Origin of the sequence: Malikia spinosa (assembly GCF_002980625.1) — a bacterium.
GTDB classification, from domain to species: domain Bacteria; phylum Pseudomonadota; class Gammaproteobacteria; order Burkholderiales; family Burkholderiaceae_C; genus Malikia; species Malikia spinosa.
The window spans coordinates 13,017-37,830 of the sequence record NZ_PVLR01000008.1 but is presented as its reverse complement, the minus strand read 5'-3'; the positions used below and the strand labels follow the sequence as shown (position 1 = coordinate 37,830).

General features: G+C 64.4%; 19 protein-coding genes and 1 riboswitch. Of the genes, 8 read left to right on the top strand and 11 right to left on the bottom strand.

The genetic code is table 11. The features are described from left to right. Positions 1-7: 7 nt before the first annotated feature. From C6P61_RS03365 to apbC, 9 genes are all read right to left on the bottom strand, one after another. The gene (locus tag C6P61_RS03365; RefSeq protein WP_105728524.1) at positions 8-253 is read right to left on the bottom strand and encodes an EexN family lipoprotein; all 246 of its coding nucleotides are present in this window, start codon (positions 251-253) and stop codon (positions 8-10) included. Continuing rightward, on the bottom strand, positions 250-864 hold the full coding sequence (fdh3B, locus tag C6P61_RS03360; protein WP_105728523.1) for a formate dehydrogenase FDH3 subunit beta: 615 nt from the start codon (positions 862-864) through the stop codon (positions 250-252). The genes C6P61_RS03365 and fdh3B overlap by 4 nt, the downstream gene beginning before the upstream one ends. Position 865: 1 nt before the next feature. Beyond that, positions 866-3,835, bottom strand: coding sequence for a formate dehydrogenase subunit alpha (locus C6P61_RS03355; RefSeq protein WP_105728522.1), 2,970 nt, complete (start codon positions 3,833-3,835; stop codon positions 866-868). A 55-nt stretch (positions 3,836-3,890) separates the two neighbouring features. Continuing rightward, the gene (locus C6P61_RS03350; protein WP_105728521.1) at positions 3,891-4,103 is read right to left on the bottom strand and encodes a formate dehydrogenase; all 213 of its coding nucleotides are present in this window, start codon (positions 4,101-4,103) and stop codon (positions 3,891-3,893) included. Positions 4,104-4,243: 140 nt separating this feature from the next. Continuing rightward, a complete protein-coding gene (locus tag C6P61_RS03345; protein WP_105728561.1) occupies positions 4,244-4,858 on the bottom strand; it encodes a TorD/DmsD family molecular chaperone in 615 nt (204 codons plus the stop codon). Between the two features lie 8 nt (positions 4,859-4,866). Continuing rightward, positions 4,867-6,993 (bottom strand): 4Fe-4S dicluster domain-containing protein, encoded by a 2,127-nt coding sequence (locus C6P61_RS03340; protein WP_105728520.1) that lies wholly within the window; start codon positions 6,991-6,993, stop codon positions 4,867-4,869. Beyond that, a complete protein-coding gene (locus tag C6P61_RS03335) occupies positions 6,990-7,697 on the bottom strand; it encodes a DUF3306 domain-containing protein (protein WP_105728519.1) in 708 nt (235 codons plus the stop codon). Before C6P61_RS03335 ends, C6P61_RS03340 begins: the two co-directional genes overlap by 4 nt. Beyond that, positions 7,694-8,308: a DUF3305 domain-containing protein gene (locus tag C6P61_RS03330; protein ID WP_105728518.1), complete on the bottom strand. Its 615-nt coding sequence runs from the start codon at positions 8,306-8,308 to the stop codon at positions 7,694-7,696. Before C6P61_RS03330 ends, C6P61_RS03335 begins: the two co-directional genes overlap by 4 nt. Positions 8,309-8,311: 3 nt before the next feature. Further along, entirely contained in the window at positions 8,312-9,424 is a 1,113-nt protein-coding gene (apbC, locus tag C6P61_RS03325) for an iron-sulfur cluster carrier protein ApbC (RefSeq protein WP_416338643.1), read from the bottom strand. 126 nt (positions 9,425-9,550) lie between these two features. Here apbC and metG point away from each other — a divergent pair, with 126 nt between their 5' ends. The 7 genes from metG (at position 9,551) to C6P61_RS03290 (ending at position 16,868) form a co-directional block, all read left to right on the top strand. Beyond that, positions 9,551-11,626, top strand: coding sequence for a methionine--tRNA ligase (metG, locus tag C6P61_RS03320; RefSeq protein ID WP_105728517.1), 2,076 nt, complete (start codon positions 9,551-9,553; stop codon positions 11,624-11,626). Between the two features lie 47 nt (positions 11,627-11,673). Beyond that, positions 11,674-13,311, top strand: a complete 1,638-nt coding sequence (locus C6P61_RS03315) for a SulP family inorganic anion transporter (protein ID WP_105728516.1) — start codon at positions 11,674-11,676, stop codon at positions 13,309-13,311. Positions 13,312-13,381: 70 nt separating this feature from the next. Next, a complete protein-coding gene (locus tag C6P61_RS03310; protein WP_105728515.1) occupies positions 13,382-13,594 on the top strand; it encodes a DUF3460 family protein in 213 nt (70 codons plus the stop codon). An 18-nt stretch (positions 13,595-13,612) separates the two neighbouring features. After that, positions 13,613-14,482 (top strand): segregation and condensation protein A, encoded by an 870-nt coding sequence (locus C6P61_RS03305; protein ID WP_105728514.1) that lies wholly within the window; start codon positions 13,613-13,615, stop codon positions 14,480-14,482. 11 nt (positions 14,483-14,493) lie between these two features. Continuing rightward, positions 14,494-16,110, top strand: coding sequence for an L-aspartate oxidase (gene nadB / locus C6P61_RS03300; protein ID WP_105728513.1), 1,617 nt, complete (start codon positions 14,494-14,496; stop codon positions 16,108-16,110). Between the two features lie 15 nt (positions 16,111-16,125). Next, positions 16,126-16,554: a nucleotidyltransferase substrate binding protein gene (locus tag C6P61_RS03295; RefSeq protein WP_105728512.1), complete on the top strand. Its 429-nt coding sequence runs from the start codon at positions 16,126-16,128 to the stop codon at positions 16,552-16,554. Continuing rightward, the gene (locus tag C6P61_RS03290) at positions 16,551-16,868 is read left to right on the top strand and encodes a nucleotidyltransferase domain-containing protein (protein ID WP_105728511.1); all 318 of its coding nucleotides are present in this window, start codon (positions 16,551-16,553) and stop codon (positions 16,866-16,868) included. Before C6P61_RS03295 ends, C6P61_RS03290 begins: the two co-directional genes overlap by 4 nt. Before the next feature lie 295 nt (positions 16,869-17,163). On the opposite strand, the gene C6P61_RS03285 is transcribed toward C6P61_RS03290, so the two are convergent. Continuing rightward, positions 17,164-21,738 (bottom strand): AAA family ATPase, encoded by a 4,575-nt coding sequence (locus tag C6P61_RS03285; RefSeq protein ID WP_105728510.1) that lies wholly within the window; start codon positions 21,736-21,738, stop codon positions 17,164-17,166. Positions 21,739-22,117: 379 nt separating this feature from the next. Beyond that, positions 22,118-22,501 carry an MAPEG family protein gene (locus C6P61_RS03280; RefSeq protein WP_105728509.1) on the bottom strand — a complete coding sequence of 128 codons (384 nt, stop codon included), beginning with the start codon at positions 22,499-22,501 and terminating at the stop codon, positions 22,118-22,120. A 132-nt stretch (positions 22,502-22,633) separates the two neighbouring features. Next, positions 22,634-22,738: riboswitch (TPP riboswitch) on the top strand. A gap of 93 nt (positions 22,739-22,831) precedes the next feature. On the opposite strand from C6P61_RS03280, the gene thiC reads away from it, so the two are divergent. Then, positions 22,832-24,751 carry a phosphomethylpyrimidine synthase ThiC gene (gene thiC / locus C6P61_RS03275; RefSeq protein WP_105728508.1) on the top strand — a complete coding sequence of 640 codons (1,920 nt, stop codon included), beginning with the start codon at positions 22,832-22,834 and terminating at the stop codon, positions 24,749-24,751. Positions 24,752-24,814 lie beyond the last annotated feature (63 nt).

The window sequence follows — 24,814 nt, the reverse complement described above, 5'->3', positions numbered from 1 at the left end:
CTCCGGTTCAGGGCTGGCTGGCGCGGCTGTACTCGTTCTGGCCGTACTGGGCGCGCGCGCGCAGCTGCTGGGTCCAGCCGTTGGCATCGCCCGCCTGCCAACCCGGCTGCGCATAGGGACTCTGGCCCACGCCCTGGTGGGCTGGCTGGTCGGACTTGATGCCGCCGCCGAGCTGCTGCGGTTTCTCGCCGCAGGCCGACAGCGCGAAGGCGGCGCACAACAGAGCGCCCAGGGTCAGCAGGCGCGGCTTCATGATGCATCTCCCTGCGGCTTGGCCGGCTTGCTGCCGTAGGCGGTGCCCCAGCCCCAGACTTCGGCGCCCTTGCCGCGCTGCACGACCCGGGTGCGGAAGATGTCGGCCACCACATCGCCGTCGCCGGCGAGCAGCGCCTTGGTCGAGCACATCTCGGCGCAGGCCGGCAGCTTGCCTTCGGCCAGGCGGTTGCGGCCGTATTTCTCGAACTCAGCCTGGCTGCCGTTCTCCTCCGGGCCGCCGGCGCAGAAGGTGCACTTGTCCATCTTGCCGCGCACGCCAAACGTGCCCTGGCCCGGGAACTGCGGCGCACCGAAGGGACAGGCATAGCTGCAGTAGCCGCAGCCGATGCAGACATCCTTGTCGTGCAGCACCACGCCCTCGTCGGTGCGGTAGAAGCATTGCACCGGACAGACCGCCATGCAGGGCGCATCGCTGCAATGCATGCAGGCGACCGAGATCGATTTCTCGCCCGGCACGCCGTCATTGAGCGTGACGACACGGCGACGATTGACGCCCCAGGGCACCTCGTGCTCGTTCTTGCAGGCGGTGACACAACCGTTGCACTCGATGCAGCGCTCGGCGTCGCAAATGAATTTCATGCGTGCCATTTCATGCCCTTTCGACGTTGCAGATCTGCGTCTTGGTTTCCTGCATCATGGTCACGATGTCATAACCATAGCCAGTCGCGGTGTTGACCGCCTCGCCGCGCACGATCGGGTGCGCGCCCTCGGGGTAATGCTCGAGCAGGTCCTTGCCCTGCCAGCGGCCCGAGAAGTGGAAAGGCAGGAACACGGTGTCGGGCGCGACGCGCTCGGTCACCAATGCCTGCACATTGAGCCGGGCGCCGGTCGGGCTGGTGACCCAGGCCCGGCCGCCGTTGCGGATGCCGCGCGCGGCCGCCGTGGCCGGGTTGATCTCGACGAACATTTCCTGCTGCAACTCGGCCAGCCAGGGATTCGAGCGGGTTTCCTCGCCACCGCCCTCGTACTCGACCAAGCGGCCCGAGGTCATGATGAGCGGGAACTTCTCGTGCAGCTTCTCTTCGACGTTCTTCTGCTGCAGCGACTTGTAGAGGATGGGCAGGCGCCAGCGGTTCTTCTGGTCGTCATGGGTCGGGTACTTGGCGACCAGGTCGGGGCGGATGCCGAAGATCGGCTCGCGGTGCTGCGGGATCGCATCGGGGAAGTTCCAGACCACAGCGCGTGCCTTGGCGTTGCCGAACGGGTGGCAGCCATGGTTCTGCATGAAGACGCGCATCATGCCGCCGCTGGAGTCGGTCTTCCAGTTCTTGCCCTCGGCCTTGGCCTTTTCGGCATCGGTCAGCTCGTCCCACCAGCCCAGCTTCTTGAGCAGCACATGGTCGAGCTCGGGGTAGCCGGTCGTGATGTCGGCGCCTTTCGAGTGCGAGCCGTCCTCGGCCAGCAGGCTGACGCCGTCCTTCTCGACGCCGAAGTTGGCGCGGAAGTTGCCGCCGCCCTCCATCACATGCTGCGAGGTGTCGTACAGGTTGGGCGAACCGGGGTGCTTGAGCTCGGGCGTGCCGTAGCAGGGCCAGGGCAGGCCGAAATAGTCGCCGCTCAGGTCATAGCCGGTCTCGGCATCGACCACCTTGCCCTTGCACTTGAGGGTCTTGACGTCGAAGGCGTGCATGTTGCGCATATGCGCCTTCAGCCGTTCCGGGCTCTGGCCGGTGTAGCCGATGGTCCAGACGCAGCGGTTGATCTCGCGCAGGATGTCCTCGATCACCGGCTCGTCCTGGCCCTTGACCTGCTGCAGCTTGACGTTCTTGACCAGCTCCTGGTCGAAGCCGAGCTTTTGCGCCAGCTGGTACATGATCATGTGGTCGCTGCGGCTCTCCCACAGCGGATCGATCACCTTCTCGCGCCACTGCAGCGAGCGGTTGGACGCGGTGCAGGAGCCACTGGTCTCGAACTGGGTCGCCGCCGGCAGCAGGTAGACCGCACGGTCCGGATTGAGGTCGGCGGCGTCACCCGGCATGGCCGCCATCGCCGCAGTGGCCGAAGGGTAGGGATCGACCACCACCAGCAGGTCGAGCTTGTCCATCGCGCGCTTCATCTCGAGGCCGCGCATCTGCGAGTTCGGGGCATGGCCCCAGTAGAAGACACCGCGCAGGTTCGGGCCTTGGTCGATCAGCTCGTTCTTCTCGAGCACGCCGTCGATCCAGCGCGAGACCGTGATGCCAGGCTTGGTCATCTGGCCCTCGGCGTACTGGGCCTTGATCCACTCGTAGTCGACGCCCCAGGCGGCCGCGAAATGCTTCCAGGAACCTTCGGCCAGGCCGTAATAGCCAGGCAGCGAGTCGGGGTTCGGGCCGACGTCGGTCGCGCCCTGCACGTTGTCATGGCCGCGGAAGATGTTGGTGCCGCCGCCGCTCTTGCCGATGTTGCCCAGCGCGAGCTGCAGCAGGCAGGACGCCCGCACGATGGCGTTGCCGATGGTGTGCTGGGTCTGGCCCATGCACCAGACGACGGTGCCGGGACGGTGCTCGTGCAGCATGGTGGCGACGCGCAGCACCTGCTCCTCCTTGACGCCGCAGGCCTCCTCGACCTTGTCGGGCGTCCACTTGGACAACACCTCGTCGCGCACCTTGTCCATGCCCCAGACCCGGTCCTTGATATAGGCCTGGTCTTCCCAGCCATTCTTGAAGATATGGTGCAGGATGCCGAACAGGAACGGGATGTCGGAGCCGGAACGGATGCGCACATACTCGTCGGCCTTGGCCGCGGTGCGGGTGAAGCGCGGATCGACCACGATCATCTTGCAGCCATGCTCCTTGGCGTGCAGCATGTGCAGCATCGAGACCGGGTGTGCCTCGGCGGCGTTCGAGCCGATGTACAACGCGACCTTGCTGTTCTGCATGTCGTTGTACGAGTTGGTCATCGCGCCGTAGCCCCAGGTGTTGGCAACGCCGGCGACCGTGGTCGAGTGGCAGATGCGCGCCTGATGGTCGCAGTTGTTGGTGCCCCAGAAGCTGACGAACTTGCGCAGCAGATAGGCCTGTTCGTTGCTGTGCTTGGACGAGCCGATGAAGTAGACGCTGTCGGGGCCGCTGGCGGCGCGCAAGGCCTTCATCCGGTCGGAGATCTCGGTCAGCGCCTGGTCCCAGCTGATGCGCTGGTACTTGCCGTTGACCAGCTTCATCGGGTAGCGCAGCCGGTATTCACCGTGGCCATGCTCGCGCAGCGAAGCGCCCTTGGCGCAATGGGCGCCGAGGTTGATCGGCGAGTCGAACACCGGCTCCTGGCGCACCCAGACGCCGTTGTCGACCACGGCATCGACGGCGCAGCCGACCGAGCAGTGGCTGCAAACGGTGCGACGCACCTCGATCTTGCGCGCGCCGTCGGTCTTGGCATCGGCGGCGGCCTCTGCCTTGCGCACCAGGCTGAGCTGGCCAGCCGCCAGGCCGACCCCCACACCCAGGCCGGAGCGGCGCAGGAAACCGCGCCGGTCCATGGTCGGCAAGGCCTGCGCCAGGCCGTGCTGCAGGCGCTGCACCAGGGCGCCGCCATTGAAAGCTGCGCCGCTGGCGCCGCGAGTGGTCTTTCGGGTCAACATCATGGAATCACCTCGCCCGTGAATAAGGGCCTGCTCAGGCCTGCGGAAGGGAGCCAGCTCAGAGACGAGTGGTCTGGTAGTAGCGCTGGACATGGGCCGAGAGCCGGTAGCCGCTCGGCTCGGGCTTGGCCGGATCGGACGTGACAGCGTCCTTCGGGATCAGCCCGGTCGCGGGCAGGACGGCGGCCACGGCCGCGACGGCGCCCACCGTGCCAGCACCGGCAAACCAGCGCCGGCGACTCAGGCCAGGAGTGGAGGAATCGGTTTTCATATTGTTCTCCGACAGCCTGCACGGCTGCAACGACTGTGTCCACACATATGCACGACACCCATATGTCACTTTAACGCCTACCCGGAGCGGCTGCAATCCTGCAGTGCAACAAAGCCGGCTGGCCGGCTGGGAGTTGGCTCTCAGTCGAGCAGGTCGAAGCCCTGCGCCTCGATGGCCATGAAGGCGCGCGTGAAACCGGCCAGCGCCGCATAGAAGGGCTGCTGCGGCCGGGCGGCGATCGCATCGCAAAAGCGCTCGCTCCAGGGCTGCAGATGACGCGCGAAGAAGGCCTGCTGCTGGGTCAGGTTGCAGACCTCGACCTCGTCGCCCGCGATCAGGTAGCGCATCACCTCGCACAGGCAGGCGAAATGGTCCTCGGTCTCGGGCATGCCGGCGTCGCGCGCCAGGCCGAGCCGGGCCAGGTCGTCGCGCAGCGCGGCCAGCGGTTTCTCGTTCAGGAATCCGCTCAGGTACTCGGAGCCGTAGACGCTGACCACCGGCTTGCCGACACCGCCGAACAGCGCATCGAACTCGTCCTGGATCGCGGCGTCACTGGCGGCGCGGGCGGCACCGACCAGGGCGCGCCAGGGCTCCTCGAGGTAGGCGCCGGCGCTGGGCGCCTCGGTCGGAGCCACGCGCAGTTGCGCCAGCAGCTCGGGCGCGGGCGGCGCATAAAACAGCGCGGCCAGCAGGCCGTAGAGCTCGGCGCGGGCGGTTTCCTCGTCGAGGGCGGAGGACAGGGGCAAGTCGTTCATCGCGGCGCTCACAGGTCGGTAATGCGGGACTCGGCCCCGGTATGGATGTCGATGACGCGACAGTCGCCGCACATCTTGAGCCGGTCGGCGGCGGTGCCCTGGAACATCGGGTGCGCGCCGAGCCGCGCGATCATGGCGGCAATGCCGCGCTCGGTGCCGAAGGGGGTGCTGCAGCGGATGCAGCGGAACACCGGCTGCTCGGCGACCACGCGCAGCTCGCGCCGGCTCGGATCGAGCAGCAGGCGCGGCTCGAGCGTGATCGCCTGCTCGGGGCAGGTGCGCGCGCACAGGCCGCATTGCAGGCAGTTCTTCTCGATCAAGCGCAGCTGGGGCTGGCCGGGGTTGTCCTGCAGCGCGCCGGCCGGGCAGGCGCTGACGCAGCTCAGGCACAGCGTGCAGGCATCGGCATCGACGCGTACCGAGCCGAGCGGTGCGGCGGGCGGCAGCGCGATCGCGCTCGGCAGCAGCGGCGAGCGCGGCGCCTGGCGCTGCAGATGCTCGAGCGCCATCTCGAGCGTGGCGCGCTTGTCGGCCTGCAGCGCGAAGCGGGCCGGCTCGCGTACGCCCTGCGCCGGTGCAACCCTGGCCTCGGCGTCGAGCGCGGCGATGTCGCGCGCATCGCGCGCCTGCAGCAGGCGGAAATGCTCGCCGGCATAGCCCAGTCCGGTCAGCAGCGACTGAGCGACTTCAAGCTGCTCGCGCAGCGCGCGCAAGTAGTCCGGCGCCTCGGCGTCTGTGGTCAGCAGCCAGACCTGGCTGGCACCCTGCGCCACCGCAGACAGCCAGAACTCGATCCCGAGGCTGGCGACATGGCGCAGCGGCCAGGGCAGCACGCGCGCCGGCACGCCGTTGAGGCTGCGGTCGAGCCGGGCCGCGCGGCCCCAGTCGTCGATGAGACGGCTGCCGGCCTCATCGCTGTGCAGCAGCAGGACGGCATCGCGACCACCAGCACGCGCATAGGTGGACAACAGGCGGCGCAGCTTGTCGCCCTGGTGCGCCAGGCTGGGGTAGCTGTAGGACAGCGCCCCGCTCGGGCAGACCGTGCTGCAGGCGCCGCAGCCGGCGCACAGGTGCGGGTCGACATGAATCTGGGCCCGCGCCTTGTCAGGGCCGCTGCTGCGGCTCGAGATCGCCGAGGCCGAACAGATGTCGATGCAGGCACTGCAGCCGGTCTTGCCGTTGCGGCCGTGCGCGCACAGGCGCGACTGGTACTGGACGAAGCGCGGCTGCTCGAACTCGCCGACCTGGTCGCGCAGGTTCAGCAGCGCGGCGAGCTGGGTCTCGGCATCGGCCCGGGGTGGCAGGTGGAAATAGCCCTGCGGCTTCTGGTGCTGGCTGAAGGCAGGGGTCTCGCGCAGGTCCAGCACCAAGTCGAAGCGCTCGCTCTGGGACTGCGGCGCGCGCTGGAAATCGATCGCGCCAGCGGCCTCGCAGACGCGCACGCAGTCGCGGTGGCCGCTGCAGGCCTGCAGGTCGATCTGGTAGTCAAGGCCGATCGCGCCTTCGGGGCAGGCATCGACGCAGGCGTTGCAGCGGGTGCAGAGGTCGAGCGCAATCGGATTGTTGGCGCTCCACTCGAGTTCGAAGGCGCCGAGCCGCCCGCTCAGGCGTTGCAGCTGGCCGGCCAGCACCGGGTGGCGCCGTTCCTGGCGTCCGGCGCCGCCGGTGGCGAACAGGGTCAGCTCGAGCGCGTCATCGAGCCGGGCCGCCAGCGCCTCAGCGCGCTCGAGCGGTCCGATCACGAGCAACCGGCCCTCGCTGCGAAAGCTCACGGTCGGCACCGGATCGGGGTCGGGCAGCTGGGCCAGCGCGAGCAGCGCCGCCATCTTCGGGGTGGCCTGCCTGCCTTCACGGCCCCAGCCGCCGGTCTCGCGCAGGTTGACGAAGCGGATCGGACGCAACTCGGGCGACGGCGCTCCCTCGGTCTGCGCCGCCAGTTCGGTGAACAGGCGGCGCTCCTGGGTGCAGGCGACCAGCAAGGGTTCAGGGCTGCCATCCCTGACTGCACGCTGGAAGGCCGGCGCCTCCCGGCGGCACAGGGTGCTGTGCTCGACCAGGGTTTCGCCCAGCGCGCGACCCAGGGCCGGCGCGTCGAGCGGGAGGGTACGGTTGCAGTTGCAGATCAGGGTGGTCATGGTGCGGGATCGGAAGGCTGCTGAGCCGTTGCGGGAACTTCGGGTCCGGGCGCGACCGCGCTGGCGGGTGTCTCGGACTCGGGTCGGGTGGCGGCACTGGCTGGGGTGGCGCTGGGGGCCAACGCTTCGGCAACCGGCCCTGGCGCTGGCCTTGGCGCTGTTGCGGCGTTCGGCGCTGCTGCGGCGGTGCTCTCGGTCGCCACTGGCGAACGCGGGAAATGCGCCGCGAGCAGCTCGCGCGCGACCGCCAGCGGCAGCGGGTCGGGCTTGGAGTAGTCGTCGATGTAGATGTCGAGACCGTCCATCACATTGAAATGCGGGTCGGTGAACAGCTGCTTGAAGGCAGCATTGCGGACCTCGGGCGCGACCGCGCGCGCCACGAAAGGCCGAAAGTCGGAGGCCGGCGTGAGCTGCTGCGCGTCCTGCAGCTTGGGCGGGGACGGCGCTGGCGCGGCCGGCTCGACCTGTCCAGCCGGCCCGGCAGATCCGGGCAAGGCGTCGGGATCGGCAGCAAGGCCGCTTGGGGTCGATGGTGCGAAACCCGAGCTCGAAGGCTGGACCGGGGGCCGACCCGCAGGCGCAGCGGGAGTTGCAGGGGATACAGGTGATGAGGATTCCGGCTCGGGCGGCAGCGGCGCGCCGGAGCGCGCTTGCGACTTGCGCCTGGCCCAGCGGCCCAGGAAGCCGTCGGACTCTGCCGTCATGCGGCGTCGCCGCCACGGCGGCGGCGCTCCCCGGTGCTGATGCTGACCGGATTGCCGAAACGGTCGGCCAGCGACTGGAAGCTGGCCGGCCGCTGGCGGCGCTTGGGCTCGGGCCGGTAGCGGGATTCGACATAGGCCGCCAGCCAGGCGATGACGGCCGCCGGTGCCGGCACCTGCTCGACCCGCTCCTGCGCGTCGAGCCAGCGGCCGGCATCGTGGTAGCTCAGGGTCGCGATCTGCGGCAGCGGGGCGGGCGCACCGTCAGGCAAGACCGCTTCGTCGGGACGCCACATGACCCAGCAGCAGGGCTGGGGCGAGCTCAGGTTGAGGTAATAGCCCTCAAGGTCGTCGGGATGCAGCTCGAGCGCCAGGCCCGGGTAGAGCCAGTGACTGGCCTGATCCGTTTGGTCCCGCTCCACCCGCTCGCCGGCTGCGGGCTCAAGCGGCAGCGGCCCGGCCGCTGCCGGCAGGTCCAGCGCCGCGAGCGCCTCGCCAGTCAGCACATCAGCCAGCAGCCAGCGCCAGCTTTGCCAGCGGCTCATCGGACCGCTGACGGGCTCGCGCCGCATCACGACGGCAACTTCGACCCGGTTTGGCGCGCCGGTCGGCATGGTTCAGCTGTTCTTGGAGATCGTGATGGTCGGGAACTTGGACGAGAAGTCCTTGGCCCGCTCGGCCACCTTGACCGCGACCTGGCGCGCGACCGCCTTGTAGAGCGCGGCGACCTCGCCGTCCGGGTCGGCGACCACGGTCGGGCAGCCGCTGTCGGCCTGCTCGCGGATCTGCAGCTTGAGCGGCAGCGCGCCGAGGTAGTCGAGGCCGAGCTCGGTCGCCATGCGCTGGCCGCCGTCGGCGCCGAACAGGTGCTCGACATGGCCGCAATTGGAGCAGACATGGACCGCCATGTTCTCGACCACGCCCAGGATCGGCACGCCGACCTTCTCGAACATCTTGACGCCCTTGCGCGCATCAAGCAGCGCGATGTCCTGCGGCGTGGTCACGATCACGGCGCCGGTGATCGGCACGCGCTGGCTCAAGCTGAGCTGGATGTCGCCAGTGCCGGGCGGCATGTCGACGATCAGATAGTCGAGGTCGCTCCAGTTGGTCTGGCGCAGCAGCTGGTCGAGCGCCTGGGTCGCCATCGGGCCGCGCCAGATCATGGCCTCGTCCTTGTCGACCAGGAAGCCGATCGAGTTGACCTGCACGCCGTAGTTCTGCAGCGGCTCCATCAGCTTGCCGTCCAGGCTCTCGGGGCGGCCGGTGATGCCCATCATGGTGGGCTGGCTCGGGCCGTAGATGTCGGCGTCGAGGATGCCGACGCGCGCGCCCTCGGCGGCCAGCGCCAGGGCCAGGTTGGCGGCAGTGGTGCTCTTGCCGACGCCACCCTTGCCGGAGGCGACCGCGATGATGTTCTTGACACCCGGCAGCAGCGCCACGCCGCGCTGGACCGCGTGCGCGGTCACCACGGTGCGGAGCGCGACCGAGACATTGCCGACGCCGGCGACGCCGCGCGCGGCCTGGACCAGCGCCTCGCGCAGCGCCGGGATCTGGCTTTGTGCCGGGTAGCCAAGCTCGACCTCGAAGGCGACGCTGTCGCCCTTGACTTGCAGGTGACGCAAGGCTTTGGTGGACACGAAGTCCTTGCCGGTGTTGGGGTCGGTGACGGTTTGCAGCGCTGCCAGCAGCGCCTGTTGGTCGATGGCCAAGTTTTTTCTCCAGCTGAACATGGGACTCATTGTGCCCGCAAGCGGCATCAGACCCCGATACCCATGTCCCCAGCGGGGACCAGGGCAATGGCGGCGCGCGCACCGATAAAATCATTGGCTTAGTCAACGCCGACAGGTTCAAACCGCATGCCCAGTCAGAATCGCCGCTTCTTCGTCACCACCGCCCTGCCCTACGCCAACGGCAACTTCCACATCGGCCACATCATGGAGTACATCCAGGCCGACATCTGGGTGCGCCTGCGTCGCCTGCAGGGCCACGAGGTGCATTTCGTCGGTGCCGACGACGCGCATGGCGCGCCGATCATGATCGCGGCCGAGAAGGCCGGCATCACGCCGCAAGAGTTCGTCGCCAACATCGCGGCCGGCCGCGCGCAGTACCTCGACGGCTTCAACGTCAGGTTCGACAACTGGAGCTCGACCGACAGCCCCGAGAACCATGAACTCGCGCAGCAGATCTACCGCGACCTGAAGGCCAACGGCCTGATCAGCAGCAAGACGATCGAGCAGTTCTTCGACCCCGAGAAGAGCATGTTCCTGCCGGATCGCTTCATCAAGGGCGAATGCCCGAAATGCGGCGCCAAGGACCAGTACGGCGACAGCTGCGAGAGCTGCGGCGCGGTCTACGCGCCGACCGAGCTGAAGAACCCCTACTCGGCGCTGTCGGGCGCAACGCCGGTGTTGCGCACTTCCGAACATTACTTCTTCAAGCTCAGCGACCCGCGCTGCATCGAGTTCCTCGAGAACTGGACTTCCGAGTCCGGCCGGCTGCAGCCCGAGGTGCTCAACAAGATCAAGGAATGGTTCGCCAAGGACGAGGAAGGCAACGGCGGCCTGGGCGACTGGGACATCAGCCGCGACGCGCCCTACTTCGGCATCGAGATCCCCGACCTGCCCGAGGGTTCGCCGCGCAAGTACTTCTATGTCTGGCTCGACGCGCCGATCGGCTACCTGGCCTCGCTGAAGAACTATCTGGGCAAGATCGGCGTCGATTACGAGCGCTACATCGCCGACCCGGCGGTCGAGCAGGTGCACTTCATCGGCAAGGACATCACCTACTTCCACACCCTGTTCTGGCCCGCGATGCTGCATTTCAGCGGCCGCAAGACGCCGAGCCAGGTCAATGTGCACGGCTTCATCACCGTCAACGGCGGCGAGAAGATGAGCAAGAGCCGCGGCACCGGCATCGATCCGCTGAAATACCTCAAGCTCGGCATGAACCCCGAGTGGCTGCGCTACTACCTGGCGGCCAAGCTCAACAGCCGCAACGAGGACGTCGACTTCAACCCGGACGACTTCGCGGCCCGCGTCAACTCGGACCTGGTCGGCAAGTACATCAACATCGCCTCGCGCGCGGCCGGTTTCCTGTCCAAGCGCTTCGGCGGCCAGCTCGCGGCCGTGTCGCCCGATGGCGAGACCCTGCTCGATCACCTGCAAACCGCCGTTGGCTCAATAGTCGAGCTGTACGCCGAGCGCGAATACGGCAAGGCGATCCGCGAGGTGATGGCTCTGGCCGACCGCGTCAACGAGTATGTCGACGCCAACAAGCCCTGGGAGCTGGCGAAGAAGGAAGGCATGGAAGCGCGGCTGCAGGATGTCTGCAGCACCTGCGTCGAGGCCTTCCGCGTGCTGACCGCGCTCTTGAAGCCGGTGCTGCCGGCGCTGGCCGCCAATGTCGAGGCCTTCTTGCAATGCGCGCCGCTGGACTTCGACAACGCGACCCGGGTGCTGGGTGCCGGCCATGTGATCGGCAGCTACCAGCACCTGATGCAGCGCGTCGACATCAAGCTGCTCGAAGCCCTGTTCGAGCCGCCGGCCGCCCCCGAGCCGGAAAAGCTGATCCCGGGCGGCGAGGAAATCGCGCCGATCATCAGCATCGACGACTTCAGCAAGATCGACCTGCGCATCGCGCGGATCGAGAACTGCGAGCCGGTCGAAGGCTCGACCAAGCTGCTGCGCCTGACGCTCGATGTCGGCGAGGGCCGGATGCGCAATGTCTTCTCCGGCATTGCCTCGATGTACCAGCCCGAGGACCTGATCGGCAAGCTGACCGTGATGGTCGCCAACCTGGCGCCGCGCAAGATGAAGTTCGGCGTCAGCGAGGGCATGGTGCTGGCCGCCAGCCACGCCGACGAGAAGGCCCAGCCCGGCATCCATGTGCTGCAACCCTGGCCGGGCGCGCAGCCGGGCATGCGCATCCACTGACAAACCCCAAGTGACCACGAGGGCGGCAGGGTTTAAAGTGAGGGGGTATGAACCTGCCGCCACTTGCCCGCTTCCGCCCCCGACTGCTTGACGACCTGCGCGGCTACGACCGCGCGCAACTGGCGCGGGACACCGGCGCCGGCCTGACGGTCGGCATCGTCGCGCTGCCGCTGGCGATGGCGTTCGCGATTGCCAGCGGCCTCAAGCCCGAGGCTGGCCTGTGGACCGCGATCATCGGCGGCCTGCTGGTGTCGCTGCTGGGCGGCAGCTCGGTGCAGATCGGCGGCCCGGCCGGCGCCTTCATCGTGATCGTCTACGGCATCGTCGAGCGCCACGGCCTGGGCAGCCTGCTGATCTCGACCGCTGCGGCCGGGGTGCTGCTGTTCCTGATGGGACTGCTCAAGCTGGGTAATCTGGTGCGCTATGTGCCGGTCAGCCTGGTGATTGGCTTCACCAACGGCATCGCGGTGCTGATCGCGCTGTCGCAACTGCGCGACCTGCTCGGCCTACAAGTCGACAAGATGCCGGCCGACTTCTTCAGCCAGATCGCCACCCTCTGGCGCCACCTCGACAGCCTCAACCCCTATGCCTTCGGGCTCGGGGCGCTTTGCGTGGTCGGACTGTTCGTCTGGCCCCGGATCTGGGCCAGCGAATCGGCGTTCCGGCTGCAGCTCGAACGGCTGCAGGGTGCCAGCGCGCTGCGCGCGACTTCGCGCCTGCCAGCCCCGATCGTCGCGCTGGTCACGCTGACGCTGGCGGCCTGGGTGCTGCAGCTGCCGGTCGAGACCATAGGCTCGCGCTTTGGCGGCATCCCGCAAAGCCTGCCGACCCTGGCCCTGCCCGACTTCAGCTGGACCAGCGTCAAGCAGCTGGTGACGCCGACGCTGACGATCGCCGCTCTGGGCGCGATCGAGTCGCTGCTGTGCGCGCGCGTGGCCGACCAGCTGCGCCCCGGCGCCAAGCATGACCCGAACCAGGAGCTGATGGCGCAAGGCGTGGCCAACTTCGTCGTGCCATTCTTCGGCGGCATGCCGGTGACCGGCACCATCGCGCGTACCGTCACCAACATCCGTGCCGGTGCCGGCTCGCCGCTGGCCGGCATCGTCCATGCACTGGCGCTGGCCCTGGTGGTGCTGCTGGCCGCACCGCTGGCCAGCCATGTGCCGCTGGCGGTGCTGGCCGGCGTGCTGCTGTTCGTGGCCTGGAACATGGGCGAGTGGCGCGAGTTCGCGCGCCTCAAGCAGTTCAGCCCGCATTACCGCCTGATGCTGCTGTCGACCTTCCTGGTCACGGTCGTGTTCGACCTGACGCTGGCGGTCGAGCTCGGCCTGGTGCTGGCCTGCCTGCTGTTCGTGCGGCGCCAGGGCAGCCTGTTCAGCGCCGAGCTGGTGTCGCGCACCGAGCGGCTGCTGAGCTACCAGCTCTACGGCTCGCTGTTCTTCGGCGCCGTGACCAAGATCGACCCGATCCTGGCCGCCGTCGAATCCGGCCCGGACCAGCTCGATGTGAGCCTGGACGCCACCCGACTGGTCGCGCTCGACACCACCGGCGTCGATGCGCTCGAGCAGCTGGTCGAGGCGCTCGAGCGCCGTGGCGGCAGGCTCGATATCCTGCATCTGAACGAACAACCGCGCGACCTGCTGCTGCGTTCGGGCCTGTCCGTGCGGCTGCGCACCTGCTGTTGAAACCCGAGCTGGCCCAGGCAGCGGGCCGCTGGGTAAAATCCCATTTTTCACACCGTGGTCCGATACTGACATGAGCCTCTTCGCACGCCCCCACTACACCTCCGAAGCCACGCAGTTCATCGAATCGCTCAAGGCCAAGCGGCCTGAACTCGACGCGCAACAACGCGAAGGCCGCGCCCTGCTGTGGGAGCAGAGCGTGGACCGCGACTGGAATGCCGACGCCAATGAAGGCCGCGTCCAGCAGCAACCCTACGTCTACCAGACCGAACCGACACTGCGCTGAACTCCAGCGCGGGCCTGAATGAACGACACGCCCACCCTGGACGAACCGCTGACCGATCCCTTGGCCGACCGGCCGACCGGAGCTCTTGAACTTCTCGAGCCGGTCGATCCGGTGGCTTTCGCACGCCTGTATGGCGAGCCGCTGTTCGCGCTGCCGACCGACCTCTACATCCCGCCGGACGCGCTCGAGATCTTCCTGGACGCCTTCGAGGGCCCGCTCGACCTGCTGCTGTACCTGATCCGGCGCCAGAACTTCAACATCCTCGACATTCCGATGGCCGAGCTCACGCGCCAGTACCTGGGCTATGTCGAGCAGGTGCGCGCGCGCAGCCTCGAGCTGGCCAGCGAGTACCTGCTGATGGCCGCGATGCTGATCGAGATCAAGTCGCGCATGCTGCTGCCGCAACGCCAGGCCGCCGCCGGCGAGGAAGTCGAGGACCCGCGCGCCGAGCTGGTGCGCCGGCTGCTCGAATACGAACAGATCAAGATCGCCTCGCGCCAGCTGGCCCAGGCGCCACAGCTCGGACGCGATTTTCTGGCCGCCCAGGTCCATGTCGAGCAGGCGCAACAGCTGCGGCTGCCCGACGTGGCCGCCAGCGAGCTGCAGCAGGCCTGGCGCGACATCCTGCGCCGCGCCAAGCTGGTGCAGCATCACCGGATCAGCCGCGAGGCGCTCTCGGTGCGCGAGCACATGAGTTTGGTGCTGCGCCGGCTGCAGGGCCGGCGCTTCGTCGAGTTCGCCGAACTGTTCGAACTCGACCAGGGCGTGCCGGTGCTGGTCGTGACCTTCATCGCGATGCTCGAACTGGCCAAGGAAACCCTGATCGAGATCACCCAAGCCGAAGCCTTCGCCCCCATCTATGTCCGGCTGGCCTATACGCCGGCCTGAAGCTTGCCACCATGAACGCCACCTCACACCCGTCCGCCACCACCACCCGCCGCTTCGACGTCGTCATCGTCGGCAGCGGACTGGCCGGCCTGAGCACCGCCCTGCTGCTGCCCAGCCACCTGCAAGTGGCCATCCTGACCAAGCGCACGATTGCCGACGGCTCGAGCGGCTGGGCCCAGGGCGGTATCGCCGCCGTACTGGCCGACGACGACAGCTTCGAGGCCCATGTGCAGGATACCTTCGTCGCCGGTGCCGGCCTGTGCGACCCGGGCGCGACCCGCTTCACGGTCGAGCACGCGCCCGAGGCCATCGCCTGGCTGCGCGCGATGGGCACCCAGTTCACCCAGCACGACGGCGAGCTGCACCTGACGCGCGAGGGCGGCCACAGCCACCGCCGCATCGTGCATGCGGCCGACGCCACCGGCGCCGCGGTCCAGCACACGCTGATCGACCGCGTGCGGCTGGCGCCCAACGTCCAGGTGTTCGAGAGCCATGTACTGGCCGACCTGATCCTGAGCGACAAGCATGCCGTGGGCGGCGCGGACAGCGCTGGTTCGCAACGCCGCTGCCTGGGCGCCTACGCCTTCAACGAGGACACCGACGAGGTCGAGGCCTTCGTCGCGCCGCACACCGTGCTGTGCACCGGCGGCGCCGGCAAGGTCTACCTCTACACCTCCAACCCCGACACCGCGACCGGCGACGGCATCGCGGCGGCCTGGCGCGCCGGCTGCCGGGTCGGCAACATGGAATTCATCCAGTTCCACCCGACCTGCCTCTACCACCCCGACGCCAAGAGCTTCCTGATCAGCGAGGCGGTGCGCGGCGAAGGCGGCCTGCTCAAGCTGCCCGACGGCACTCGCTTCATGCCGGCGCATGACGAACGCGCCGAACTCGCGCCGCGCGACGTGGTGGCGCGCGCGATCGACTTCGAGATGAAGAAGCATGGCCTGGACTGCGTCTACCTCGACATCTCGCACCAGAGCCCGGAATTCCTGCGCGAGCATTTCCCCAACATCCTGGCGCGCTGCGCCGAGCTCGGCATCGACATCACGAAGGAGCCGATTCCGGTCGTGCCGGCCGCGCACTACACCTGCGGCGGCGTCGTGACCGACCTCAACGCGCGCACCGACCTGGCCGGCCTGTACGTGGTCGGCGAAGCCAGCTGCACCGGCCTGCATGGCGCCAACCGGCTGGCCAGCAACTCGCTGCTCGAGTGCATGGTGTTCGCACGCGCGGCGGTCGCCGACATGGCCTCGCAAGCCTGCGCGGAGATCCCGGCGATCAAGCCCTGGGACGACAGCCGCGTGATCGACGCCGACGAACAGGTCGTGCTGTCGCACAACTGGGACGAACTGCGCCGCTTCATGTGGGACTATGTCGGCATCGTGCGCACCGACAAACGGCTCGAGCGCGCAGCACACCGGATCGCGCTGCTGCAGTCCGAGATCCGCGAGTTCTACACCCACTACCATGTCACGCGCGACCTGCTGGAGCTGCGCAACCTGCTGCAGGTGGCCGACCTGATCGTGCGCTCGGCCCAGGCACGCAAGGAAAGCCGCGGCCTGCACTTCAGCCGCGACTACCCCGAGCTGCTGGCCGAGGCGGTGCCGACGGTGCTGGTGCCCTGAAGGCACGCTAGCGGCATGAACTCCCCCGACATCCGCTGGAAGCAGCGCTTTCACAACTACGGCAAGGCGCTGCAGACACTGACCGAGGCGATCGAGCTGGCGCATCAGCGTCCCTTGAGCCGGCTGGAAAAGCAAGGCCTGATCCAGAGCTTCGAGTTCACCCACGAACTGGGCTGGAAGGTGCTGAAGGACTATCTGGAAGCGCAAGGGCTCAGTGACCTGATCGGCTCCCGGGACGCCACGCGCAGCGCGTTCCAGAACGGCCTGATCGAGGACGGCCAGGCCTGGATGGACATGATCAAGGCGCGCAACCTGACTTCGCACACCTACAACCAGGAGGTGGCGGAAAACATCGAGCAGGACACGCTGACGCGCTTCTACCCCGCCTTTGTCGCGCTGGCTGAACGTTTTTCCGCCCTGGCAAGCCTGCAGGACGCCGAATGAACGATCTGGCCGCACGCACCGGCTTGCCGGCAGCGGCCGTGCAGGCGATACAGCAGGTGCTGGCGGCTTGCCCGGCGGTCAAGCAGGCGCTGCTGTACGGCTCGCGCGCCAAGGGCAACTACAAACGGGGCTCGGACATCGACCTGACCCTCAAGGGCGATGCGCTGACCTACCGCGACCTGCTGCGCCTGATGGACGAACTCGACGACCTGCTGCTGCCCTACATGATCGACTTGTCGCTCTACGCCCAGATCGACAACCCCGCGCTGCGCGAGCATATCGACCGGGTCGGGGTGGTGTTCTACCAGCGCTGACGGTCGGCGGACCGGTTTAGGCTGGTTGCAGCCACTCGAATTTGATGACAGCGGCTCTGCGCGGCACAGAAAACGGTCGTTCACCATGCTGACTCTCAGGTGACCGATCTACGGCATAGACTAGTCGCTCGGCGAGGAAGACAAGCGGAAATATCAGGAATGACCGCTCACGCCATGGAAGAACTGGCGCTCTCGACCCGAAGGAGACCTAGCGTCCACGCAACCCATTGCCAAACAGCCAACATCCAACACTACATGAATGCTCATCATGGAAGACTACTTCAGGATAGATTCATCATGGTCGCTCTGCATCCTTCAGCCAATCATTCACTCCATTCACTCCCAAAGCCAGTAACGTATCCTGCACCGCAACCACGCGTTGCAGCATGGCCCCCCCGTCTGATTCTTCCTGCTCTTCAGCCTGTGCAAAGAGGCGGGTCAGAAGCTGTGTGAGATTGTTTTCATGGTCGTACAGGTAGAGATTTACCCGCCGAACATAGTTCAGATAAATCTCAGTGGATTCCAGCGCGGACATCGGATCACGAGTTGATGTGGCGTTTAACCAAGCATCGAATCCATAAAACTCTCTTTGTGTGGATTGAGTCTCGGCTTCAAGCACGGTAAAGCAACGCTGGATCAGTTCAGCCGGCATTGAAACAAGCGGTGTTTTTTCTCTGAAGAGGCTTCTACATTTGCGCGCTACAGCAGCAGCATCGGGGTTTGAAGCGCTCAAGCCTGCCTGAATACCTGATAGGCATTGATCGCGGTTTTGCTGCATATTGCCAGGGTGTGTCCAAACGCTCGCTGCGCCACGCCAAGCCTGACTGGCGTTTCGCGATATCAATTCAGAGAGGAAGGATGAGAAATCAATCTTTTTCGACAGGGCAGCCAAGGCGGAAATCCGCCCCCAAGTTTCCAATTCCGTATCTTGACCATCACGGTAGAGACGGCTCAGCCACGGGGCGACGATGACAAATTTTTGGTGGTATGCGTAATACAGACAAGGCTCGGCCCTAGCCCAAAGCCCGGCAGCACATTCTTGCATGGCAAGGTCGAACAGTTCCCAACCCAGATCAGGTTGAATGCTCTGCAAATACGGCAAGCGCCTCAGAATCAGGGCGCGGATAGCCGGGTGCTCGTCGGCGGCAAATTGGCGCAACGTTGGCACCAGCAATTCAGGCCAAGTCAAGTTGTTTTCGTGTAGTCGAGTGGCCATGATCATCAAGGACTCCACAACGTGACCACGCGTCATATTGATGCCGATAGTCAGAAAATCGACGGAGTCTCCAGAAATGGAACTCTGTTCCCGAAACGTTAAAAAATCGATGGCCCAGAACACCAGTCTTTCAGCAGACATCGTGTTTTGAACCACGTGTGCACAGGCTTGCAGCGCGTTCGATGCAGTTCGGTTGTAGTGCCAGTGGGCGGGGTGTCTTTCCAACTCATCGAGGATGTGCTGTGCCAATGCAGCGGCATCTGGCTCCTCGATGGGTGCCCAACCGTTTTGGCTTTGCAAGTTGCCGTGGCGATGAGCCAGATAGGTGGCCGCACCGTCCATGATGTCATTGCGAAATCGATTAGAGAGTTGTGCCCAATGTATTTGCAACAGACGCAAAAAGCGCGTTGGCTGACGTGAAGCGGCCTCATGCAATTGCCTGCCAACTTCTTGCTCTCCACCCACTAGAAAATCATCAAAGGAATTCCGGTCATACCCGTTGTAGTGGGCCAATATTCGCAGCACTGCGTTATCGCTCGCAGCAAGAAACACTTCAAAAGAAAAAGGTGCACTAACCGCGCCACCACGCATACCAATGTCAGGTTGACGATCAACAGGGTAAAACGATTTCTCGCATTCATTCAACACCTCTTGGCTGGCAGGCGATCGCAGATGGCATGGGATAGTGAGAATCAGCTGTGCTTGCTTTTTCAGCATCCATGACCGGTATTTCGGATCGTCAGCGTCTTCCTGATGAAGGCTCAGAATGAGCGCCTGAATCGCATCTTGCGCCGCATCATCAAGCTGCGCAAATGAGCTCTGCATCAGAGTACCCAATTCATAGGAAAGATCTGATTGCAGCAAGGGTTTTTCGCGTAACAGGCACCCAATTACATCAAGGTTGCTTGCTGGTGCTGCCGTGCATGCGAGGATGGAGAAATACCGTAACGCACCTTCGGCGCTGGAGCCTAAACGTTTGCGGTTTTTTTGCCACCAATCGGACTGAGTGATTGCATGGTGCACGACTGCAGATTCAACCGCATCCAGCAGAATGCGTTCGCCATCTACATGCCGATAGTCGACTTGGCTGTGTGTGTCGTTGTAAGACGTGTCGTATAGGAACCCACTCCAGTAGATTGCAGGTGTGTATCCGTAACGCGATTGCTTGATTTGGCTCCATTGCTCAACAGACGCAATGGCCATATCCAGTAGAGCGGTGGACTTTTGCATTCGATCTGCAAGAAACTTGTCGTGGCTATTACCAAATTCGTGCGGCTGGCAATGCAACTTCTTGCCAAAGTGATATTCAAGCACGTCCTCATCGCTGATTTCTCCCGCAACGTAGTGCCACAACACCGCATCATCCAGATTGCAGATTTTCATGCAGTGTGCAAGCGCATGCCCAAGAAAGCTGTGCTCCTGGCGCGGTAACTTGAGCAAGATCAGCAGCAAGGGCTCAAGCGCTACCGAATGGTTGACGTAAATTTGGGTGATGCCATGTGCCATTGGATGGACAAACTGGGCTTTGTCTACACCTTCCATGGTCAGCACCTCAACCCAGAACGCGACTACCCCCGCAGCATCGTCGTTTTTCCACTGCGACACCCGATGCACATGCGCCGTCAGTCCGTCCACATCCCGCGAGTCTTTAAGCATCGGAACGAGATGCTTGAGCCAAAAGTAGTGCCATTCCGGCCGGATTGCTTGGGTGTAGATCACCTGAAACACTTCACGATGCGTGGCTCGCAGGTCGCGTATCAATGGCCAGTCGTCATACTGAGGAATTTGCTCCGCAAAAGACTCCGCCACTAGGCGGCGAATGTGGAAAGCGTGCGTGCTCGTCAAAACGGTGCGCAATTGCTTTCGGAACTCGCGTCGATCCCTGGTGGCTAATTGCGCGATAAAGCTGCGAATGCTGGGTCGCACAAAAGGCACTGGCGGCAGGTTTTGAATAAACGCATTCAAACTCACACCTTGCCGCTCTGTCCTGCTGATTACCAGCACATCCAGCAGGGTTTGATGCCCAAACGTCAATTGTCCGTCCTGCATTTCAATCAGCACGTTGTGACTGAGCAGCGTCCTCAGGGTGTCTTGAGATGCAGAAAATCGCAGCTTGGGCACCGCCAAACTGCGCAGTCTGAGCATTTCTGAGGCCATGGCCTCGATGGCTTGCATCGCAGCATCTCCCAGTGCGCTATTGGATTGAACGACCGTGGCCAGATAACGCTGTGCTAATGCCTGGCTTGTCACCTCATTGAAGCTGCCGCCTTGCTGCGCCAGTTCCACATACAAAGCCAGTTCACGCGGATTGCGGATTAACTCGCATGTGGCTGCATCCGTGACGGAAGCGTCAATGCCAAGCTTGACAAACAGCGGGGTAATTTCCGTTTCCCAATTCAATGGCTGGCAAGTGAACTCTTTGTCCCACGTTCTTTGAGCAATGCGCCGATTGTAATGGCGGTCAAAGTCACGGCAGGCTGTGGTGACGGTGACATTGGGGATCAGAAGGAGTTGATCAATTTGAGCCAGAAAATACGTCAATACTTGATGTTCTCGGGCAATGGACAGAACATCTAGGGAATCAATGACCACCACAACATGGGCATCCTCTGCCATGCGTGCAACCTTGCCAACCCATTGCTTGGATAGCCCTTGAGCTTGGCGGTCTTGTGCAGTGGCAAAGTCTGCGAAATCGCGTGATTGAATGAACAGCGGCAGCAAGTCTGAGCGGGTTTGGGCGAGCCGTTCCAACTCATCTTGCAAGGCAAGCATCACGCAGGTTTTGCCCGAGCCTGGCAAACCGGTCAGCAAGATGGAACGATGCTTGGCTGCAATCGCTGCGAGGATATCGTTGACCAGCGGGCTTGGAATACGCTCGTTACTAATGTCTCTGCGCCATATACGACCAATTGCAGAGGTGCTTTGGAATGAAGCGCGAACTTCCATCACGTCTACGGATGGAGTCAGCATTGACCCTGTTTGATTCAGTAGGTCTGTGAGATCGGCTTTGGTGAGTCGATGTTGTGCAGCGGAGTTGTGACCATTGCAGTTGAATCGCATTCCAAGGCAATCTAGACGTGTCCACAGGGCGTTATAAGCCGCTGAAGGATTGCTTGCCAAACGGCGTAGACGTTCGTGCAGGAGTGTCTGCATACGGTCTAGGCCGGGGCTAACCTCAAAGCTTGTTCGACTCAGAAATGTGTAAGTCGAGAGCTTTGGGGAATGCTGGGCAAGTAGTTTTTCCAGTTGTGTATCCGTCTCTTGGTGCGCTATGCCAAGATTGGCTTGGTAGGCAGATTCATCGGCATAACTGGTGCTGAATTCGCGCAGCGCTGCCAAGTCACCAAAGTTATTGCGTGAATAGAAGCGAACTAATGCCGTGCCATCGCTGGCAAGCAGGCTCTTCGCTTTATGCAATTCATCGCTCAAGTCGGCTATTGACCAAGCCTTGAACGCTGTTTGATTCTTTTTGCATTGGCAGCAAATTTTTCTGCCGTCTGCTTTTCCAATCACTACATCGTCTACCGTCCACGTGACGGAATCAACTTCGAGCCATTGGTACTCCGGGTCTGATAAAACTGTTAAAGCCCATTCAAGCGCAACAAAAGTTTGGTAACCATCTCCGCGGTTTGATTGGATGCCTGCTTTGCTCATTTTTTCCCCCTTGAATATTGCAGGTGCCTCGAAGCCAGTCAGTATGAATCACGCGTGCTTCCGTGGAGGCTTCAATCTGGCCACAAGCAGTCGCTACTCATTGAGTCTCGCATGGCAGCAAGGGGTCGAGACCGCCAGTTCGAAGCTTCGAGCAGCAGACATTCGACCGCCAATTGACGGTTTGAACCCGCTGCCCACGAGGCTGGATGACTGCTGCGCCCGCGAGACCGGTCATTGAAGCTGGCGGCCGGTCGGATGAGTCGATGACTGCTTCGTGCCCCGCACCGTGGACTCAGATCCGGGACGCGAACGACGGCACCCGCTGCAAAGCGGTCACATGAGCCATCCATACGAAGGCTCGACGGGTCGTAACCCGCTCTCACCCCCCCATCACCGCACTAACATGCAGCGCGACCACGCACCCCATGCCCACCGTCCAGACCAGTGAGCGCAAGGTGGCCTTGTCGGCCACGTAGCACGCGATATAGCCCAGGCGGGCCAGCACGAAGGCCATGGCCAGTGCGTCCACTCGCGCCGAATCGACGCCGGCATGCAGCGCCAGCAGCACGCCCGAGGCAAAGAACGGAAAAGCCTCGAAGCTGTTGGCCTGGGCGGCATTGGCGCGCGCCCGAAAGCCCGTGGCCCGGGCCAGCCAGGCGCGGGGATTGTGGTTGTCGTAGTCCTTGAGACCGGCTTTGGCAATGCCGGCGCAGACCACCGGCAGCAAGCCCGCGATCAGCAGGCAGAGGTAGGACCATTTCATCGCGCGGGTACTCCTGTTGCAACGTTCAACGGCCATTGTCGGGGTTTTTGGCATTTTGCGCAGCATTCCCCCAGCGGCCCACAGCCAGCCCGGTACCCTCCACCCGCGGTGGCCGATCAATGCTTACAATGGCCGCTTGCTCCGGGGTGTCCGCATGTTGCGGGCTGAGATGGCCAATGCCAAACCCGCGAACTTGATCCGGTTCATACCGGCGGAAGAAGAGCTGTCTTACCCTGTGTTTGTGGATGCCCGAACTGGCCCTTGCGCCTGTCGGTGCGCCACCGGCCGGGGCGACCTTCGGAGCAAAAAACAGCCCAGGAGACTCGCCCCATGAACGCCCCCGCTGAGAAATTTCTCGCCGCCTCCGCCCAGGTGGATTCGGCCGCCATCGCGCCGCTGCCCAACTCGCGCAAGGTCTATGTGCAGGGCTCGCGCCCCGACCTGCAGGTGCCGATGCGCGAGATCTCGCAGTCCGACACCCCGACCGGCTTTGGCGGCGAGCCCAACCCGCCAGTCTATGTCTACGACTGCTCGGGCCCCTACACCGACCCCGATGCCAAGATCGACATCCGATCCGGCCTGGCCGCGGTGCGCCAGGGCTGGATCGAGGAGCGCGGCGACACCGAACTGCTGACCGACCTGAGCAGCGAGTTCGGCCGCCAGCGCGCCGCCGACCCCAAGCTCGACGAGCTGCGTTTCCCCGAGCTGCAGCGTAAGCCGCGCCGTGCCAAGACCGGCGCCAACGTGACGCAGATGCATTACGCGCGCCAAGGCATCATCACGCCAGAGATGGAATACATCGCGATCCGCGAGAACCTGAAGCGCCAGGACTATGTCGCCTCGCTGAAAGCCACCGGCCCGCTGGGCGAGAAGATGGCGCGCCTGCTGACGCGCCAGCACCCGGGCCAGAACTTCGGTGCCGCGATCCCGGCCGAGATCACGCCCGAGTTCGTGCGCAGCGAGATCGCGCGCGGTCGCGCCATCATCCCGAACAACATCAACCACCCCGAAAGCGAGCCGATGATCATCGGCCGCAACTTCCTGGTCAAGATCAATGCCAACATCGGCAACTCGGCGCTCGGCAGCTCGATCAACGAGGAAGTCGACAAGATGACCTGGGCCATCCGCTGGGGCGGCGACACGGTGATGGACCTGTCGACCGGCAAGAACATCCACGAGACGCGCGAGTGGATCATCCGCAACTCGCCGGTGCCGATCGGCACCGTGCCGATCTACCAGGCGCTGGAAAAGGTCAACGGCAAGGCCGAGGACCTGACCTGGGAGATCTTCAAGGACACGCTGATCGAGCAGGCCGAACAGGGCGTGGACTACTTCACGATCCACGCCGGCGTGCTGCTGCGCTATGTGCCGCTGACCGCCGACCGCATGACCGGGATTGTTTCCCGCGGCGGCTCCATCATGGCCAAGTGGTGCCTGGCGCATCACCAGGAGAACTTCCTCTACACCCATTTCGAGGAAATCTGCGAGATCATGAAGGCCTACGACGTGGCCTTCAGCCTGGGTGACGGCCTGCGTCCGGGCTCGATCTACGACGCCAACGACGCGGCCCAGCTCGGCGAACTCAAGACCCTGGGCGAGCTGACCCAGATCGCCTGGAAGCACGATGTGCAGGTCATGATCGAGGGTCCGGGCCATGTGCCGCTGCACCTGATCAAGGAGAACATGGACCTGCAGCTCGAGCAGTGCGACGAGGCGCCGTTCTACACCCTGGGCCCGCTGACCACCGACATCGCGCCGGGCTACGACCACATCACCAGCGGCATCGGCGCGGCGACCATCGGCTGGTACGGCTGCGCCATGCTGTGCTACGTGACCCCCAAGGAGCACCTGGGCCTGCCCGACAAGGACGATGTCAAGACCGGCATCATCACCTACAAGCTGGCCGCCCATGCCGCCGACCTGGCCAAGGGCCACCCAGGCGCGCAGATCCGCGACAACGCGCTGTCCAAGGCCCGCTTCGAGTTCCGCTGGGACGACCAGTTCAACCTCGGCCTCGACCCTGACAAGGCACGCGAGTTCCACGACGAGACCCTGCCCAAGGAATCGGCCAAGGTGGCGCATTTCTGCTCGATGTGCGGCCCGCATTTCTGCTCGATGAAGATCACGCAGGACGTGCGCGACTTCGCGGCCAAGCAGGGCCTGGCCGAGTCGCAGGCGATCGAGAAGGGCATGGAAGTCAAGGCGATCGAGTTCGTCAAGATGGGCGCCGAGGTCTACCGCCAGGTCTGATCGGCGTCAGCTGCTGGCAAGAAAACGGGTCGCCCTGGCGACCCGTTTTGGCGCTTCTGTCAA